Raw genomic sequence first — 17,724 nt, forward strand, 5'->3', positions numbered from 1 at the left:
ATATACCCTTGATTGAAGCAGCTAAAGGTATTATGAAATTGATTCAAAAAGCCGCATCCGATAAGGATGCGGCTTCTTTATTGGTGGGTATGCATAACACGTGCTAGGCTTCTTCAATCCTGGGATGAAGACGATCCTCGTAGCAGCATGAACTATCTTAACTTGGAGTGAACTAACTAGTGAATACGCTCTATCCTCTTACTTTTGTATAACTAAAGCAAATGCTGCTAAGCATGGACGGTATGCAAATGAATAGAAGCAGATGCATCGACACCTAATAGGGAACGCTTTCAATTAAGCTCAGGAAGGGAACTTTAATAAGTTCTCAATCTGAACAGCCTGCCCAGTTCTCATCGAAACGTTGCCCGCTATACCAGTGAGGATAGACATGGCTCCGTCCAAATGGGATGCAGAACGGTGGAATGGATCCTCCGGCGGTGTGCCGAACAAGTCTTCTAGCAGAATGGGGTCCGCTCCGCCATGACCACCCGCTTTATTTTCCAGCTGAACCTCATAAGCATCCTCCCACATCGGCTGAACGAGAATCTGTCTGAGCCTGGTTGCTCCCTCATCGGTCTGTTTGCCTCCGGAATTTACGTACGATTTTTCACCGATTCGCATCTGAATACGCCCTTTGGTTCCATTGAAGGAAACCATATGGCCTTCCCATGGGGCATAAGCGTGAAGGGAGTAATTGAGCATCGCGTTATTCTTGTACCTCACAAGCACATTCATCGTATCTTCGATGGAGATACCGTCCCCAAATACACTTTGATCCCGTTGGTATCCGTCCTCGTGCTCAGCGTCCAAGTACAATCCTTTTAATGAAGGGGATTTCTCAAGGTCCAGTGCAAAGGGATCTTCCTGGGCTGCCGGATTGCCATATGCACGCTGATAGAAGGAATCCACACCTCTTTTTTCGGCATTTTCCTTTCCATAAAATAATAGATCTCCCATGGCAAAGACCGTCTTCGGCTCCGAGTTCAGCCAAAAGTTAACCAGATCGAAGTGGTGGGTTGACTTATGCACGAGCAGCCCGCCGCTGTTGCGTTTATCCCGGTGCCAGCGCCGGAAATAGTCAGCTCCGTGTCTCGTATCCAGCAGCCACTCAAAATTGACGTGCAGCACATCGCCGATGACCCCGTCCCGAATCAATTCCCTTACCTTGGTCGCATGAGGAGAATAGCGATAGTTGAAGGTGACGCGTACCTTCTGCCCGGTCCGTTCAACGGTGTCGATGATCTGCTGGCATTTGTCCTCGTCCACGGTCATCGGCTTCTCGGTAATGACGTCACATCCGAGCTCCATTGCCCGAATAATATAATGATGGTGGGTACGGTCTATGGTCGTGACGATGACCACATCCGGTTTCTCCGTGCGAATCATCTCATCAAAATCAGCGGCCTTGTAGGTAGGGATGGGGCGATAGTGCGGGAACTTCTCAGCGAGCCGGTTGTTCGCATAGTTCATGCGGGTCTGATTCGAATCGCAAAAAGCGACCAGCTCAGCGCTGTCCTGATAGCTGCCCACGATCGCTTCATAGAAGAAGGATGCGCGTCCCCCTGTTCCGACGTGTGCATAGCGTTTTTTAACTGCCAATATCATCAGCCTCCTCTATAAACTACTGTCAGAATAGTACAAATAAAGGTAAGCTTTCTACACAGTTGTTGCTAAATTGACCTGTTCTTGATCAAATTTGTCCTACGATGATGAGAAGTGAATACCGGGTGCCAAACGAAAAAGCGATGTTTAAAAACATGGATGCGGTTCGTTCGTACAGGCACGAATGGGTGCATGCCTACATACATTAGTTAGACGACAAAGAATGTAGACTCTGAAGAATGTAGGAGGTGTCACCCGTGCCTGGTATTTTTACGGCCATTGCCCTATTTATTAAGGAATTGACACTGCTTGTCTCTTATGTGAAGAACAATGCATTTCCTCAGCCGTTATCAGAGGCAGACGAAGCCAAACATTTGAAGCTGATGGCAGAAGGCGATGCAAGATCGCGTAATCTTCTGATCGAACATAACCTGAGGCTGGTTGCCCATATTGTGAAGAAGTTCGATAACACCGGCGAGGATTTGGAGGATCTTATCTCCATCGGGACGATCGGGCTGATTAAAGCAATCGAAAGCTTTCAGCAGGGAAAAGGGACCAAGCTCGCAACATTTGCGGCCCGTTGTATAGAAAATGAAATACTGATGCATTTGAGGTCATTAAAAAAGACCCGTAAGGACGTCTCGCTCCACGATCCGATCGGAATGGATAAGGAGGGTAACGAAATTACGCTTATCGATATCCTCGGCACGGAAGCGGATGAGGTCATGGATAAAGTACAGCTCAAGATTGAGAAGAGCAAAATCTATCAGAACCTCGACATTCTCGATGAACGGGAGAAGGAAGTTGTGGTCGGGCGTTTCGGGCTGGAAGCCGGCGGAGAAGAACGCACACAGCGTGAAATCGCGAAGGAGCTCGGCATCAGCCGGAGCTATGTATCCCGAATTGAGAAGCGCGCACTGATGAAGCTGTACCATGAGTTTTATAAGGCAAAGCAATGAGAAACTTATCTATAAAGGCTACTCATAGGAGTAGTCTTTTTTGTGGGATCCAACTGCTATAATGGCCAGATCGAACAATTGAAGGAACAGGATCTTCACCATGAGTGAATCTACTGCTACCATGTTTGTATTTGCAGGAAATAACGGCAGCGGGAAAAGTACGATCCGAAATCTAATGCGGTTCTGCTGGTGAAATCATACTGGAGGCCGATTATGCAACAATAAAACAATATATATCACCCTTACCGAAGTGGGTAGAGATTATTTATCGTCGCCTGCAAGAGAGGCATAGCGTACAAGAATAAACCAGTTTCATGTGCTTAGACACCAGGAAAAGGGACCAAACTCGCAACATTTGCGGTCCGTTGTATAGAAAATGAAATATTGATGCATCTTCGTTCCCTGAAATAAACCTGAAAAGACGTTTCGGCTCCACGATCTGATAGAGGTGACTCTTATGAGTTGCCTTTTTCTATATAATAACTTAACAAACATATGTGGCAATCTATGATAGATCGCTTCAATAGATTTATTTATACTTAATAGTTATAGCGAGTCATCCCATGCTAGAATTTAAGCTTGCAATTTTAATATGTTATAATTTTCTGTACATCAAATATTGGGGAGAGACATTTATGATACCATTTCATCATGATCATGTAGGAAGTCTGTTGCGTCCTGCGAATTTAACACAAGCACGTGAACAGTACAAATCTGGCGCAATTACTCTCGAACAGCTGACAAAAGTAGAGAACGAAGAGATCATTCGGGTTATTGACAAGCAGAAGCAGAACGGTGTCCTGGGCGTTACAGACGGAGAATTCCGTAGAAGCTGGTGGCACTTTGATTTCTTGGGTGGGCTTGATGGTGTGGAGTATTATGAGAAAGATACGGGACTTAATTTTCATAAGATGGAGACGCGCAAGGAGGGTATTCGGGTCACCGGCAACATTGATTTCTCATCGCATCCGTTTATTGCGCATTTTCAATTCCTTAATGAGCATGCAGGGGAAGCGGTAGCGAAGCAGACGATACCAAGTCCTAATATGCTGGTGTATCGTGTAGACCAGAATGAAGAGATTTATCCGGATCGGGAAGCTTTCCTCCAGGATACAATTGCCGCTTATCAAAAAGCGATCCAAGCCTTTTATGATGCCGGCTGCCGTTACTTGCAATTAGATGATACCGCTTGGGCGGATCTCTTCTCGGAGGAAGGTCACGATAAGCTTCGTGCCAAGGGGCTCGATCCAGCTGAAGAGATGAAGATTATGCAGCGAATGATCAATGAATCGATTGCAAACAAACCTGAAGATTTAGTCATTACCATGCATATTTGCCGGGGGAATTATAAATCCAATTTCTTTGCAAGCGGCGGATACGATTATGCTTCGGAGACCATTTTTGGGGGCCTCGATGTAGACGGGTTATTCCTGGAGTTTGACGATGAGCGTTCCGGAGGGTTTGAACCTCTGAAATATGTAAATCGCCCAGGTTTAAAAATTGTATTGGGGCTAATTACGTCCAAATCAGGAGAGCTGGAAGATAAAGAAAAGATCAAAGCCCGCATCGAAGAAGCTGCAGCCTATGTGCCGCTTGAACAGCTCTGCTTGAGTCCGCAATGCGGCTTCTCTTCGACAGAGGAAGGAAATATTCTATCGGAAGAAGAGCAGTGGGCCAAGCTTCGTTTTGTTAAAGAAATTGCAGATGAGATTTGGACATAAATCTATTTATATATGGATTGGATCGTGAGAGGGAGCGAATTTCGCTCCCTTTATTTTGTGAGAACAGCTGACGGTTTAATGAGATTGGACTCAGGAGTGTTAAATTACATAATAAATATTTAATTGAGGATAATATTGGGTGTACGTATGCGAACGTATGTGCTATAATGATTTCCATATTTCCCTTACGTAAGTTGCTCCTTCTTGTTCACACCTGGGGATATATCACAACTACAGATTGGGCAGAGAAAGGAAGTATAGGAATTATGATGGGTAGAACCCATATTATCGTCGGGACAGGTGTCTCGCTCTCACTCTTGCATATGGGAGGAATCAGTCTGTCCATCCCTGCGGCGGCCGTTGCGCTGATCAGTTCGGTGCTGCCTGACATTGATGAACCGAATTCACTGCTGGTGACTCGGGTCCTTCCGAACTGGCTTCTTCGGATCGTACAGGTCGCTCTTATTGCTGCGGCAGCAGTCATGGGCATTTACGGGATGGAGAATTATCCATGGAATTTAATTCTTGCAGCATTAATCGCGATTGTATCCTTTATGCCATCTCGATCACTCAGACAGTGGGTTATGTTTTTTATCGGACTAGGGCTCATTGTTTACGGAGGGAGCTTTCATCCATGGAATTTGCTCGTTGGAAGTCTGCTCATACTGATTACGTTTTTACCTCATCGCGGATTAACTCATACGCTATATGGCGTAGCCGTTTGGACTTTTCTTCTCTATGGATCGACGCAAGCTTATGGGGATGCAGTTTGGATGGCTGGCGGCCTGTCCTATTTGCTTCATTTGATTGCAGATAGCTTGACGAATCGTGGAATCAAGCCGCTTCCGCCATTCAAGTGGAAGATCAAGTTTAAGCTGATGAGTACAGGGTCCAAGCAGGGAGCCTGGGTAGAGATCTTCTTCATAGGTGTTACATTTATTGTTGCATGGATTGCGTTTTCACCTTTGTTTCTTTAATGTTTCCCCATGAACTTTCATTATGCACGAACCTTTACATAAAAGAGGTGTCTTGTTCGGCAGCTTGCAGGCCGGTCAGACACCTCTTTTTCTATGCAATATTCATTTTCATTTGCTCCATCATAATCATTCGAAATAATGAATATGACAATCAGGAGTTCTCAATAATGGTATTCAGTGTTGTACGGTCAAGACCTTTCACCAGCTTAATGAGCAGCTCCTTCGCAGCATCATAATCATCTGTATGAAGAATGGAAGATGAAGTGTGGATATATCTAGCACACACACCGATCACGGTGGATGGTACCCCGATACCACTTAAGTGCACCTGACCTGCATCCGTTCCCCCTGGTGAAATAAAGTATTGATATTTAATCTTGTGCGTCTCAGCGGTATCCTGTACGTATTCTACAACGCCGCGATGTGTCAGCATACCGGGATCGAGAATACGGAGCAAGGCCCCTTGTCCAATGTGACCAAAAGCATTCTTATCTCCGGTCATATCATTGGCAGCACTGCAGTCAAGAGCGAAGAAAATATCCGGTTGAATCAAATTTGCCGAAGTGCGTGCACCACGCAGTCCGAGCTCCTCCTGAACAGTTGCGCCGGAATACAAGATATTAGGCAGCTTCTCCTTATGCAGAGCTTCCAGCAGCTCGATTGCAAGCCCTACACCATAACGGTTATCCCAGGCCTTGGCCATAATTTTCTTAGGATTCTTGAGTGGTGTAAACTCACAGATCGGTACAATTTGCATACCTGGCTTAATACCCCACGATTCTGCCTCCGCACGGTTGTCCGCACCGATATCGAGATACATGGAATCCAGCTCTACGGGCTTAGCGCGATCCGCCGGCGACAACAGATGGGTTGGTGTTGATCCGACGACGCCTGTGATTGGGCCGTCCGGAGTAATAATTTGCAGGCGCTGGGACAGAACAGCTTGGCTCCACCAGCCGCCAATCGGGCGGAATTTGACCATACCCGCTTCTGTGATGCCAGAAGTCATAAATCCTACTTCGTCAAAATGTCCAGCCACCATGACCCGCGGGCCCTGCTCGTCGCCGCGAAGCACTCCAAACAAGCTGCCAAGCCGATCCTGTACGAATTCTTCCGTGTATTGGGACATCAGGCTCTTGGCGTATGCACGAAGCTCTCTCTCAAATCCTGGAGCCGAAGGAAATTCGGTGAGTGTCTTAAACAATTCTTTGGTTTTATTCTCCATTTTCATCTCTCCTTCTGATTGTAAGTACCTTCTTATGTACCACTGTTCAATTACTATATTATGAACGGACTATCTTCTCTTGTCTATCCAATAAGAATGATGAATTATGGAGCGGAATCACATGACAAGTGCCTAGCGCATATACTGAAATGCATAGCTTTGTGAAACCATAAAATTCAGCCGACTTATGAAGGGAGTATGCGATCGATATGGACCCTCATGTACGTAAAGGATTAATTATGCTCGGCGTTTTGTTTATTTTAACTGTCTTTTTGCTTTTTTATAAATAATGCTGGATCGGATCCTTTTACAACCAAATAAATACGATTCCCCATGCTCTATGGCACATAAAGCCTGCAAGGAAGGATGATTTACCATTCATAACATTTGCGGGCTTTAACCATAATTAAATTATCCTCGGTAAACAGTATGAAGACCCGAGTGAAATTTAAGACGGTTAGAGGGGGTGTCAACGATTCCAGATCAATCTCAATCTCAAGATACTAGCTCAAATACGCCATCGCTGTCCCTTGATACGAAGGAATACAAGAAAATTGCCAAAAAGCATGAACCGCCGAGAGCAGTACTTAAGAACTGTATCAAAGCTTTTTTTGTAGGTGGGTTCATCTGCTTTATTGGTCAGTGTATTCAGCAGGCTTTTGTTGCTGGATTGGATATGAGCTCGAAGGAGGCATCGAGCCCGACCGTGGCGGTTATGATTCTTATCTCCATTATTCTAACCTGCTTCGGTGTTTACGATAAGATCGCGCAATTTGCTGGAGCGGGTACGGCAGTCCCTGTTACAGGCTTTGCGAACTCCATGTGTTCGGCTGCGCTTGAGCATCGGGCTGAAGGTCTTGTGCTCGGGGTAGGCGCCAACATGTTCAAGCTCGCTGGCTCGGTCATCGTGTTTGGTGTCGTTGCTGCATTTATTATTGGTATAATCTACGCTTGCCTTGGATTCGGAGGATACCACCTATGAAAAGAGTTGGAGGACAAACCTGGGAATTTGAGAACAAGCCGCGCATCATCGGTACATCCAGCGTAGTGGGACCTGAAGAAGGAGAAGGACCGCTGGCCGAGGATTTTGATTACATTTATGACAACCTGCAAATTGGTGAAAAAACATGGGAAAAGGCGGAGCGCCGGCTGTTTGAGCAGGCTGCGCAGATTGCTATCGCTAACGCAAACATATCGAAAAACGAACTGCAGTATTTTGTGGGTGGTGATTTGATGAACCAAATCATCAGCAGTTCATTTTCTGCGCGGCAACTGGGTGTTCCATACTTAGGCTTATTCGGTGCGTGCTCAACGTCCATGGAGAGTCTTGCACTGGCTTCCTTAATTGTCGACTCGGGAGGCGGAGATTACGTGCTGGCCGGCACCTCGAGCCATAACTGTACGGTTGAGAAGCAGTTCCGCTTTCCAACAGAGTATGGAGCACAGAAGCCGCCGACAGCTCAAAATACAGTAACAGGCTCCGGCTGCGCCATTATCAGCAAGACGGGTAGTGGACCTGTCGTTCGCCGTGCAACCATTGGACGAGTTATGGATCTGGGTATCAAGGACCCGTTCAACATGGGAGCAGCGATGGCGCCAGCAGCTGCAGACACGCTCATATCTCATTTTCGGGATACGGGACTGGAGCCTGGATATTATGACTTGATCGTTACGGGGGACCTCGCTTCGGTTGGACTGCCTATAGCTAAGCAGCTGCTTCAAAAGGAAGGAATACCAATGGAGCAGACGGAGTTCAACGACTGCGGACTCATGATTTATGATATCAACACACAGAAGTATGTATTTGCCGGAGGCAGCGGCTGCGGCTGTTCTGCAACAGTAACGTACGGACATTTAATCAAAAGAATTAAAAAAGGGGAATTAAATAAAGTATTGGTTGTAGCAACAGGCGCTTTATTATCTCCTTTGTCTTATCAGCAGGGTGAAACGATCCCTTGTATCGCTCATGCCGTAGCTATTGAGAGAGAGGAGGAATAAAAGATGCAGTTTCTATGGGCTTTTCTTATTGGCGGACTGATCTGCGTGATCGGACAATTAATGTTCGATGTGCTTAAGCTGACCCCTGCGCATACGATGAGTACGCTGGTCGTAACAGGTGCAGTTATGGATGCGGTGGGCTGGTATGATCCTTTAGTCAAGTTCGCCGGCGCCGGCGCTTCGATACCCATTACGAGCTTTGGCAACTCGCTTGTTCATGGAGCGCTGACCGAACTGGAGCGGGATGGATGGCTCGGGGTCATCACAGGGGTGTTTAACCTCACCAGTGCAGGTATATCATCGGCAATTATCTTCTCCTTTCTGGCTGCCTTGTTTTTTAAGCCGAAGGGCTGAGGTTAATAAAATAAGATCCTTTATAAACTAAGGTGAGGCAAACGTAAGAATGCTTCATCTTTTTTTGTTGCTTAACAAGGATGAGTAAGTTACACTATCGAAGCTCAGGGTTAAGGGGTTAGACGAACAAGAAAAACCTTTAGTTTCAAATCTAGCAATCTCAATATGAAAAAAAAGGTAGAGTAAACATTGTACTTTGCCTACTCACTTCATGTACAATAAAAGGAAAATATACTGCCTATTAGGAGGTACATACGTACATGCCCTTAAGTAAGGAATCGATGCAGATCATATCCGAGATTAAATCGAATCTCGAATCTACTATATTAGGCAAATCTTTTGAAATACAATTATTGCTCACAGCACTGCTGGCTGGAGGGCATGTTCTTATAGAAGACGTTCCCGGAACGGGGAAGACTCAGCTGATCAAGGCGTTAGCTCGCTCTATGCAGGGAGAATATCGCAGGATTCAATGTAATCCTGACATTTTGCCAAGTGACATTACGGGTGTATCTGTGTTCCATCCGAGGGATGAACGTTTTTATTTCAGGCCTGGTCCCGTCATGACCAATATACTGCTCGCCGATGAGATCAACCGTGCCACAACAAAGACACAATCCGCCCTGCTTGAAGTCATGGAGGAGCGAAGCGTCACAGTCGATGGAGACACGTATGAGCTTCCTAAACCTTTTATGATGTGCGCAACACAGAACCCAATTGATTTTGAAGGTACTTATATGCTCCCGGAGGCACAGCTGGACCGGTTTATGCTCAAGATCAGCCTTGGCTATCCTGATGCCGCAACAGAGAAGCATCTATTGAGACAGCATCAGCAAGGACAACCGGCGGACAAGCTTAGACCTGTTACCCATATGGAACAAATTGCCGAAGTCCAGCAAGAAATTCGAAGTGTATATATGGACGAAGCTGTGACCGATTACCTGCTTGGAATTGTACGCAGTACAAGAGAGCATTCTTCCGTATTGCTCGGGGCTAGTCCTCGTGCTTCCATTGCATTCATGAATGCAGTCAAAGCGTATGCCTTCTTGAACGGCAGGGACTATGTCATTCCTGATGACGTCAAGGTGCTTGCTCCGTACGTCATCTCGCACCGGGTTGTTCTGAAGCCAGAAGCAAGATTGGATCGAATGAGCCAGGAAGAAATTCTCGCCCAAATCATTGAACAGAAGCATGTTCCTGTATCGATGGAGCGCTGATTATTATGCTGAAGTCAGTACGCTATCGCACAGGTCGATATACGAAATCTAAAGCGTGGATTGTGCTCTTCGTCTGGATCATATGTTTATTTTATGTATTGTTTCAGGGAGGTAAGACCTCCATCATGCTGTTTGGCATGGTCACTTTGCTTAGTATTTACTTGCTGATTGGCCAATTCGGAGGTGCAAAGAGAGCTGTGGGAACACGGCAATTAACCTCGAGTGGAGAACATACAGAGCTGCTCCATGCAGGAGATCAGGTGCACGTTCAGCTTGGCCTTCAAATTCCTGGGCTGCTGCCGTTACCTTACGTCATCGTGAGAGAAGTGCTCAAGCGTCATAACGGAGAATCCTGGTCATTTGAAGAAAGTCTCGTTCCGAATATGCGGGGCAGCGGGAAACTGGTCTTTCTTACCCCTCCGCTTGAGCGAGGCAAATATAAGTTTATGGAAACAGAATGTATTAGCGAAGATATTTTCGGTCTCATAGAGCATAAAGGGACATTTAACGCCTACGGCAGCTTCAGAGTACTGCCAAGAACCGTATTTATTCCATATTGGCAGCTCTACGATCAAAATTCCCGTCTGTCAGGCCCGCAGGCTGCTCTCACACGGTCCCGCAGAGAAACGACGCAAATTAATGGAGTTCGAGATTATGTCTATGGAGATCGATTATCTCGTATACACTGGAATGCGACTGCGAAGACAGGACAATGGAAATCCAAAGAGTTTGAGCATGAGTCGCTGCCGAAGACGATTCTGGTCTTAGATGCGACTGAGGAGGGCTACAAGAGCTCGGAGCAATTTGAACTCGCCGTCTCTACTGCTGCCTCGCTCCTTGAATATGGCAGTCGTGAACGCTTGAGTATGGGGCTGTGTACCATCAGCGAGGAGACCAAGCTGTTCCTGCCTACGGACAGTCAGAATGAACGCCAGAAGATGATTCAGCATCTTGTTGATCTGGATTATACAGGTACAAGTGATCTTCTCTCCAGCATTCAGGATTCCATTCGGTCGTTTCCGCAAGGCGCGTTTTTTGTGCTCATCTCGCCGCTGGATAATGCAAATATTCTGGAATCGCTTCGATATGCCGGCACACGCGGGATGACTGCTTCTCATATTCGTATCGAGCAGCGTGCCAACCAGGCACATAAGAGTGAATGGCTGACACTTCTTCGTGGACGCGGGATCAAAGGATATGCGGTGTCTGATTTGCAGGAGCTGCCTTCGGCGATGGGAGGTGGAGGTCTATGAGAGCATGGGCTGGCAAAGTTGCAGGGTCCTGGTACAATGCATTTGCTCTACTGTGGATCGTTGTTATCGGAATGCAGTGGGTAACTTATACGGAGCCGATCTGGTTTCAAGAAACAACCGGCTTGGTTGCTCTGACGCTGATTGGCATCAGTCTTGTGGATATTATTTTTCCAATCAAGCAGACATACCGTTTTGTCATTAAAGCAATTGTTCTGTTATTTATTCTATATTATATGCTAACGTCCTACTCCATCTTTATCCCTGGTGAAGACTCGAGCTGGCTAGTTGATTTTGTGATAGCGACCAATCCGTATATCTGGTTTTCCTTGAGCACTTGGGTGATGCTGGAATGCATTATTCGGTTAGCTGTGAATGCCAAGCGAATTCTTGTGTTTGTTGGGCTTAACATTATTGCAATGGGCATCCTGGATTCTTTTACTGTCGCAGTTCTGTGGGAAGAGGTGGCATGGATCGTATTTGCCGCAATGGGCTGGCTCGTGTGCCTTCATCTGCGCAGGTTCCAGCTTAAGTTTCCACAGGGCTGGAAAAGGCTCAGACGGAATCCGCTCAAAGTCATCGCTAACGTGGTCGTCATCTTTGCACTGATTATTGTTGCGGGAGTTAATATGCCTGAAGTTCCGCCAGTTCTTACGGACCCTTATACGGCGTGGGTTAACTATAGAGGCGATGTTATTCCTGCCATCAATACTGCTGGGGGAGAAGGTGGACTCAACTCTGCCTCAGAATCCGGATACAGCAGGCAGGATAACAGCCTGGGCGGGGGCTTCAATTATGACTACTCTCCTGTAATGACGATTACAACGACAGAGCGAAGCTACTGGCGAGGGGAGACTCGTGATGAGTATTCCGGTACGGGATGGGAAGAGCCATCCACTTCAAGAAGGCAGTTTGATGAAGTCGAATCGGGTAATGATTTAGAGAACGGGGATGGGGGCTCTATACAGACTAGGGAGGTAACCCAGACTGTTAATATGCTGAATGATGAAGTCTACCCCGTGCTCTTTGGGGCCTATGCGATTAGTCAGGTTCAGGCGATTAATGGCGGGACGGAGTTTAACCAGCTGGATTGGAAGAGCGGACAAGCTGAGCTTCACTGGGATTCGAACCCTAGAGAATTAAGCTACCCTTCAACTTATACCATTGTATCCGAGGTTCCTCTCGTTCCTGTTGAGAGACTGATAGGAGAGACTCATGAAGATCTGTACAGCAGCTCTGTTAACGATAACTACCTGCAGGTTCCTAATAACTTCCCTGACCGTGTAGTGAATCTCGCAGAGGAAATTACGGCTGAAGCCGAAACTCCGTATGAAAAAGTCGGTTTACTGCAAGAATATTTAACAACTAATTTCTCATACACAAACAATCCCAATTTATCGCTGAAACAAAGTACAGATTTTGTTGACAGCTTTCTGTTCGAAATACAGGAAGGCTACTGCGATTATTTCTCGACAGCTCTCGTGATGATGGCACGCTCTCTGGACATTCCCGCGAGATGGGTAAAAGGTTATGCTCCGGGTCAAGCAGCCTTTGGAGAGGACATGGCACTGTCTCAGGCAACAGGTAACACACCAACCCTGTCTTATACAGTGACCAATGCGGATGCCCATTCCTGGGCAGAAGTATATTTTGGAGAGGAATATGGCTGGATTCCGGTTGAAGCCACTCCGGGCTTCAATATGCCGCTGCTGACGGAACAGGCAGAGCCGGAACTTGCAGAGACACCAGAGGTCGAAGAAGCAGAGCAGGAAGAAGAGCTCGCAGAGCCTGTGCAAAATACAGAAAGCTCTGACTTTACGGTAAGCCCAGTTATCATGTGGGCAGCGGGAGCAGTACTTGCGGCTTGGGCTGTTTACATGCTGTGGCGTAATCGTTTTTCTCTCCATTTCTATTTATTAAGGCTTCGAATTGGCAAGCCGTTGACCCCAGACCAGAAGGTGGTCATTGAGACAGAACGATGGATACGTTCATTTAGGCGCAAGGGATTCAAGCGGGCCGAGCATGAGACGCTGAGAGAATCGGTACAACGATGGGAGTCTGAAGCCCCGCAAGTCGCTGGTGAGCTTCATTCCTTATTGAAGCAATTTGAGATGGCAAGGTACAGCCCAAGCCATGTTGAAGAGAATGAATGGCAGGACGTACAGCGGATTGCCGGACAAATGAAAAAAAGGCTCAGAACGGCACGGGCGTAAGCGCCCCGTGCCCGTTTGCCTTTTTACTAACCGTAAAGATTATGTTATAGTTTGTCGTATGAAAAAACGAGGTGAACAAGTTGTTTGAAATGTTGATGCCCAAGCTAAGGGTTGACACGGTATTTGATATTGATTTGGCTGCGCTCTATGAGCAGGGCTACAGAGGGATTATAACGGATCTTGACAACACACTTGTCGGAGCAAAGGCTCCTGAAGCAACACCTGAGCTGATCGCTTGGTTTGAGAAGGTCAGAGATGCCGGCTTCAAGCTGGTCATCGTGTCGAATAACAAGCTGACCCGTGTATCCACTTTTGCAACACCCCATAAGATTGAATACGTTCACGAGGCCAGAAAGCCTTCCAATATACCTTTTCGCAAAGCAATGAAAATGATGAATTTGGCTGAGGATCAAACGGTCGTTGTCGGTGACCAAATGCTGACGGACGTGTTCGGCGGAAATCGTCTGGGACTGTATACTGTCCTCGTGCTTCCGATCGCAATAGCGGATGAAGGATGGATGACGAAATTTAATAGACGGGTTGAGCGGATTGCACTGTCTCGCCTGCGCAGGAAAGGCTTATGGCTTGAGGAGGAAAAGAAAAAATGAATCATACGCATGACGGCCTAGGGAGATGCAGTGGATGTGGAATTGCACTGCAGACAGAACACCCTGAATTGCCGGGATATACTCCGATAAAAGCGCTGGATCGTGATCCTGTAATCTGCCAGCGTTGTTTTCGTATAAAAAATTACAGTGAAGCTTCTTCTGTGACCGTGGATCAGGATGAATTCTTGAAGCTTCTCAGCAAGATCGGCGATAAGGATGCGCTCGTCATTCATATTGTGGATTTGTTCGACTTCGAAGGAAGCTTGATCTCGGCATTACAGCGATTTGTAGGGAATAATCCGGTGCTTCTTGCGGTGAACAAAACGGATCTGCTGCCAAAAGTGACCAATTGGAACAAGGTACGTAACTGGGTGCAGCAGCAAGCCAAGGCTCAAGGGCTTCGTACCGTGGATGTGGTACTCTGCAGCGCGAAACAGAATCAAGGGTTTGATTACTTGCTGGAAGCAGTGAATCTGCATCGTGGAGATCGGGATGTATATGTTGTGGGTGCAACGAATGTAGGGAAATCCACACTGATCAATCGACTGATTCGTGATTACAGTGATCTGGAGCAGGAGCTTACGACATCCAGATACCCTGGTACAACCCTTGATATGGTGCACATTCCACTCGATGATGGAGCTTCCATTATTGATACACCGGGAATCGTCTATCCATGGCGCTACAGTGAGCTTGTATCTCGTAGAGACCTGCAGGCGATCATGCCGGACAAACCGCTTAAACCGAGTGTATACCAATTGAACAGCGGCCAGTCCCTGTTTATTGGAGGACTTGCAAGGTTTGATTTTATTGAAGGAGAGCATCAATCCTTCACTCTGTACACGAATAATACACTTAAGATTCATCGGACGAAGCTTGAAAAAGCGGACGAGCTGTTTGAGAATCATGCAGGTGAATTGTTATCACCTCCAACACGTGAAGGTCTTGAGGAATTGCCGGAGTGGACGAGACATGACATCCGTATTTCCAAAGGCAGCCGCAGTGATGTGTTCATCTCTGGTCTCGGCTGGATTAAAGTGAATGGGCAGACGGGTGCACTTGTCGCCGTTCATGCGCCTCGCGGAGTTCGTGTAATGGTTCGGCCATCCTTGATCTAATCGAGCTGCAGCCTGGAGCTGTGTGCCTTAAGAGTTTCATGGGAGGAAGGAATAAACTATGAACTTGACGACAGAGCTTGCCCGCCCCGTCAGCGGCTATTATCTTCTAGGTGTAATCGGAAACCCGATTGCGCATAGCAAATCTCCTGTGATGCATAACGCTGCATTACAGGAAGCTGGGGTGCAGGGGGCCTATGTTCCGTTACATGTGGAGACGGATCAGCTCCATGCAGCCGTAATGGGAATGAAGGCGATGAATTTCCGCGGATTCAATGTGACGATTCCGCACAAAGTGGATATCCTATCCTATATGGACGAACTAGATGAGAGTGCCCGGTTCATCGGTGCTGTAAACACAGTGGTGATCGAGCAGGGGCGGCTCATCGGGTATAATACGGACGGTGTCGGCTATGTGCGTTCCTTGAAGGAGGAAGCAGTTTCTACGATTGAAGGCAAGCATGTGGTTGTCATTGGGGCTGGCGGAGCCGCACGCGGAATCGTTTATGCTCTTCTATTGGAACGGCCTCAGTCTTTGACCATTCTCAATCGCACCGCGGAGAAGGCGGAAGAACTGGCCAAGGATTTTAAGGTGCTCGGCAATGTTAATGGGTATAGTATAGATAGCGCGGAACAGGTATTGGCACAGGCCGATATCGTAATTAACACAACATCAGTAGGCATGCATCCTCATACGGATCAAACGCCGGTCAGCACCCTGCACATACCTGAAGGGATCGTTGTCAGTGATCTGATCTATAACCCGCTGGAAACCAAATTGCTGACAGACAGCAAGCACAAAAATTGCATTATTCACGGTGGTCTCGGCATGTTTGTATATCAAGGTGCTATTGCGTTTGAGCACTGGCTGCACGTACAGGCACCTGTAGAAGCGATGCGCAGGGCAGTACTCGCCAGCTTTACCTCGTGAGTTGATGATAACGAAATGAAAGTTTAAGGAGCAAATATAATGACGTTAACTGGAAAACAAAAAAGATATCTTCGTTCACAGGCGCACCACTTGGATCCTGTTTTTCAAATCGGCAAAGGCGGTACCAATGAGCATCTGTTCCGTCATATTGAAGAAGCGATTGAGAAGCGCGAGCTGATGAAGATCTCCATTCTTAATAACAATCTGGATGACAAGCACGAAATTGCGGATGAGCTGGCAGAGCGTACGGGCAGCGAAATAGTGCAGATTATCGGCAACACGATTACACTGTACAAAGAATCGCGTGATAACAAGCAAATCGTACTTCCGTAACGAATACGAAGGTAGCGAGTATTGTGTAAAAAGGAGCTCACTGCATGAAAGTTGGAATTATGGGCGGAACATTTGATCCGATTCATATGGGACATTTGATGGCAGCGGAGGCGGTTAAGGATGCGTATAAGCTGGATGAAATCTGGTTTATGCCATCTCATATTCCGCCGCATAAGCATGCCGCGGGTGCTACCGGAGAGCAGAGACTTGAGATGACGAATCTCGCGACTGAAGAGTACGAGGATTATCGAGTGCTTGATGTCGAAATCATACGAGGCGGCGTATCCTATACCGTAGATACCATGGAGATCATCCGAAGACAGCATCCTGACATCGATCTGTATTTTATTATTGGAGCGGATATGGTCAATTATTTGTCACGATGGGAACGAATCGAAGATCTAACGAAGCTGGTCACATTCATTGGAGTAGGCCGCCCGGGCTTTGAGCTGCATCTCGATGATTTGCCTGATTTCTTACAGGAGCATGTGCTTCATGCCGACATGCCGCAGGTCGAAATCTCATCAACAGGGATTAGACGCAGGCTGGCGAAGGGAAGATCGGTTCGGTTTATGGTACCCCAAGCGGTGCTTGATTATATTACAAGGAGCGGATTGTATGCAGCTGAGCCGAGATGATCTGATCAAGGCCGTATCTGAGCAAATGCCGCCGCAGCGCTGGAAACATACACAAGGCGTTATGGAAACAGCCGTAATATTGGCAGAACGCTTTGGTGCTGATCCCCGCAAAGCCGATCTGGCTGCCATTTTGCATGATGTTGCAAAGTACTGGCCGGTTAATGAAATGGAGAAGGTTATTCGGGAGAATGGACTGAATCAGGACCTGTTACTGCACGACAAACAGCTGTGGCACTCTGAGGTTGGAGCATTTGTGGCTGAACGGGACTATGGGGTGACGGATTCAGAGGTGCTGAATGCGATTAAATGGCATACCTCCGGAAGAGTCAACATGTCTCTCCTGGATAAGGTGGTTTGCCTCGCGGATTATATAGAGCCGGGGCGTGATTTTCCCGGGGTGAATAATATTCGCGAATTGGCGGAGCATAGCCTTGAGGAGGCACTTCTCGCTGGCTTTGACGGCACCATAACACATCTGATTACATTAAAGAAAGTGATTTACCCTTTAACCTTATTTACACGTAATGATCTTATTGCTCAATTAAAAGTATCACAAAATTTTACGAATCCAATTGGAGGTTGA

Annotated in this window: 17 protein-coding genes and 1 pseudogene; 16 read left to right on the forward strand and 2 right to left on the reverse strand. The window is 47.0% G+C overall.

What is annotated here, in order from left to right:
* Positions 1-300: 300 nt before the first annotated feature.
* Positions 301-1,605, reverse strand: a complete 1,305-nt coding sequence (locus tag ACFSVM_RS16690; protein WP_379263514.1) for a Gfo/Idh/MocA family oxidoreductase — start codon at positions 1,603-1,605, stop codon at positions 301-303.
* Positions 1,606-1,859: 254 nt separating this feature from the next.
* Between ACFSVM_RS16690 and sigK the strand changes: the two genes are divergently transcribed.
* The 4 genes and pseudogenes from sigK to ACFSVM_RS16710 all read left to right on the forward strand — a co-directional run bounded on the left by sigK (position 1,860) and on the right by ACFSVM_RS16710 (position 5,259).
* Positions 1,860-2,561 carry an RNA polymerase sporulation sigma factor SigK gene (gene sigK / locus ACFSVM_RS16695; protein ID WP_047913196.1) on the forward strand — a complete coding sequence of 234 codons (702 nt, stop codon included), beginning with the start codon at positions 1,860-1,862 and terminating at the stop codon, positions 2,559-2,561.
* 324 nt (positions 2,562-2,885) lie between these two features.
* Positions 2,886-3,030, forward strand: a pseudogene (locus tag ACFSVM_RS16700) (RNA polymerase subunit sigma-70); the annotation flags it as partial.
* Positions 3,031-3,196: 166 nt separating this feature from the next.
* Positions 3,197-4,282, forward strand: coding sequence for a 5-methyltetrahydropteroyltriglutamate--homocysteine S-methyltransferase (locus ACFSVM_RS16705; protein WP_090725318.1), 1,086 nt, complete (start codon positions 3,197-3,199; stop codon positions 4,280-4,282).
* A gap of 266 nt (positions 4,283-4,548) precedes the next feature.
* A complete protein-coding gene (locus ACFSVM_RS16710; RefSeq protein WP_076313334.1) occupies positions 4,549-5,259 on the forward strand; it encodes a metal-dependent hydrolase in 711 nt (236 codons plus the stop codon).
* A gap of 151 nt (positions 5,260-5,410) precedes the next feature.
* Here the strand turns inward: ACFSVM_RS16710 and ACFSVM_RS16715 are convergent, their stop codons facing one another.
* Positions 5,411-6,484, reverse strand: a complete 1,074-nt coding sequence (locus ACFSVM_RS16715) for a M42 family metallopeptidase (protein ID WP_379263517.1) — start codon at positions 6,482-6,484, stop codon at positions 5,411-5,413.
* A gap of 475 nt (positions 6,485-6,959) precedes the next feature.
* On the opposite strand from ACFSVM_RS16715, the gene spoVAC reads away from it, so the two are divergent.
* The 12 genes from spoVAC to yqeK all read left to right on the forward strand — a co-directional run bounded on the left by spoVAC (position 6,960) and on the right by yqeK (position 17,724).
* Positions 6,960-7,466: a stage V sporulation protein AC gene (spoVAC, locus tag ACFSVM_RS16720; protein WP_076313550.1), complete on the forward strand. Its 507-nt coding sequence runs from the start codon at positions 6,960-6,962 to the stop codon at positions 7,464-7,466.
* Positions 7,463-8,482 carry a stage V sporulation protein AD gene (gene spoVAD, locus ACFSVM_RS16725; RefSeq protein ID WP_090725320.1) on the forward strand — a complete coding sequence of 340 codons (1,020 nt, stop codon included), beginning with the start codon at positions 7,463-7,465 and terminating at the stop codon, positions 8,480-8,482. The genes spoVAC and spoVAD overlap by 4 nt, the downstream gene beginning before the upstream one ends.
* 3 nt (positions 8,483-8,485) lie before the next feature.
* Positions 8,486-8,836, forward strand: coding sequence for a stage V sporulation protein AE (gene spoVAE / locus ACFSVM_RS16730; RefSeq protein WP_047910767.1), 351 nt, complete (start codon positions 8,486-8,488; stop codon positions 8,834-8,836).
* 260 nt (positions 8,837-9,096) lie between these two features.
* Positions 9,097-10,053, forward strand: coding sequence for an AAA family ATPase (locus ACFSVM_RS16735; protein ID WP_379263520.1), 957 nt, complete (start codon positions 9,097-9,099; stop codon positions 10,051-10,053).
* A 5-nt stretch (positions 10,054-10,058) separates the two neighbouring features.
* The gene (locus ACFSVM_RS16740; RefSeq protein WP_379263522.1) at positions 10,059-11,306 is read left to right on the forward strand and encodes a DUF58 domain-containing protein; all 1,248 of its coding nucleotides are present in this window, start codon (positions 10,059-10,061) and stop codon (positions 11,304-11,306) included.
* The gene (locus tag ACFSVM_RS16745; RefSeq protein WP_379263524.1) at positions 11,303-13,516 is read left to right on the forward strand and encodes a DUF4129 domain-containing transglutaminase family protein; all 2,214 of its coding nucleotides are present in this window, start codon (positions 11,303-11,305) and stop codon (positions 13,514-13,516) included. Before ACFSVM_RS16740 ends, ACFSVM_RS16745 begins: the two co-directional genes overlap by 4 nt.
* 80 nt (positions 13,517-13,596) lie before the next feature.
* Positions 13,597-14,124, forward strand: coding sequence for a YqeG family HAD IIIA-type phosphatase (locus ACFSVM_RS16750; protein WP_047911204.1), 528 nt, complete (start codon positions 13,597-13,599; stop codon positions 14,122-14,124).
* Positions 14,121-15,242 (forward strand): ribosome biogenesis GTPase YqeH, encoded by a 1,122-nt coding sequence (gene yqeH / locus ACFSVM_RS16755; RefSeq protein ID WP_379263526.1) that lies wholly within the window; start codon positions 14,121-14,123, stop codon positions 15,240-15,242. Before ACFSVM_RS16750 ends, yqeH begins: the two co-directional genes overlap by 4 nt.
* Positions 15,243-15,300: 58 nt before the next feature.
* Positions 15,301-16,170, forward strand: coding sequence for a shikimate dehydrogenase (aroE, locus tag ACFSVM_RS16760; protein WP_379263528.1), 870 nt, complete (start codon positions 15,301-15,303; stop codon positions 16,168-16,170).
* A 39-nt stretch (positions 16,171-16,209) separates the two neighbouring features.
* Positions 16,210-16,503 carry a ribosome assembly RNA-binding protein YhbY gene (gene yhbY / locus ACFSVM_RS16765; protein WP_379263530.1) on the forward strand — a complete coding sequence of 98 codons (294 nt, stop codon included), beginning with the start codon at positions 16,210-16,212 and terminating at the stop codon, positions 16,501-16,503.
* 44 nt (positions 16,504-16,547) lie between these two features.
* Positions 16,548-17,141: a nicotinate-nucleotide adenylyltransferase gene (locus tag ACFSVM_RS16770; protein ID WP_090725327.1), complete on the forward strand. Its 594-nt coding sequence runs from the start codon at positions 16,548-16,550 to the stop codon at positions 17,139-17,141.
* Positions 17,122-17,724, forward strand: coding sequence for a bis(5'-nucleosyl)-tetraphosphatase (symmetrical) YqeK (gene yqeK / locus ACFSVM_RS16775; protein ID WP_090725329.1), 603 nt, complete (start codon positions 17,122-17,124; stop codon positions 17,722-17,724). The genes ACFSVM_RS16770 and yqeK overlap by 20 nt, the downstream gene beginning before the upstream one ends.

It is taken from the genome of Paenibacillus shunpengii (assembly GCF_042684905.1).
Lineage (GTDB): Bacteria > Bacillota > Bacilli > Paenibacillales > Paenibacillaceae > Paenibacillus > Paenibacillus shunpengii.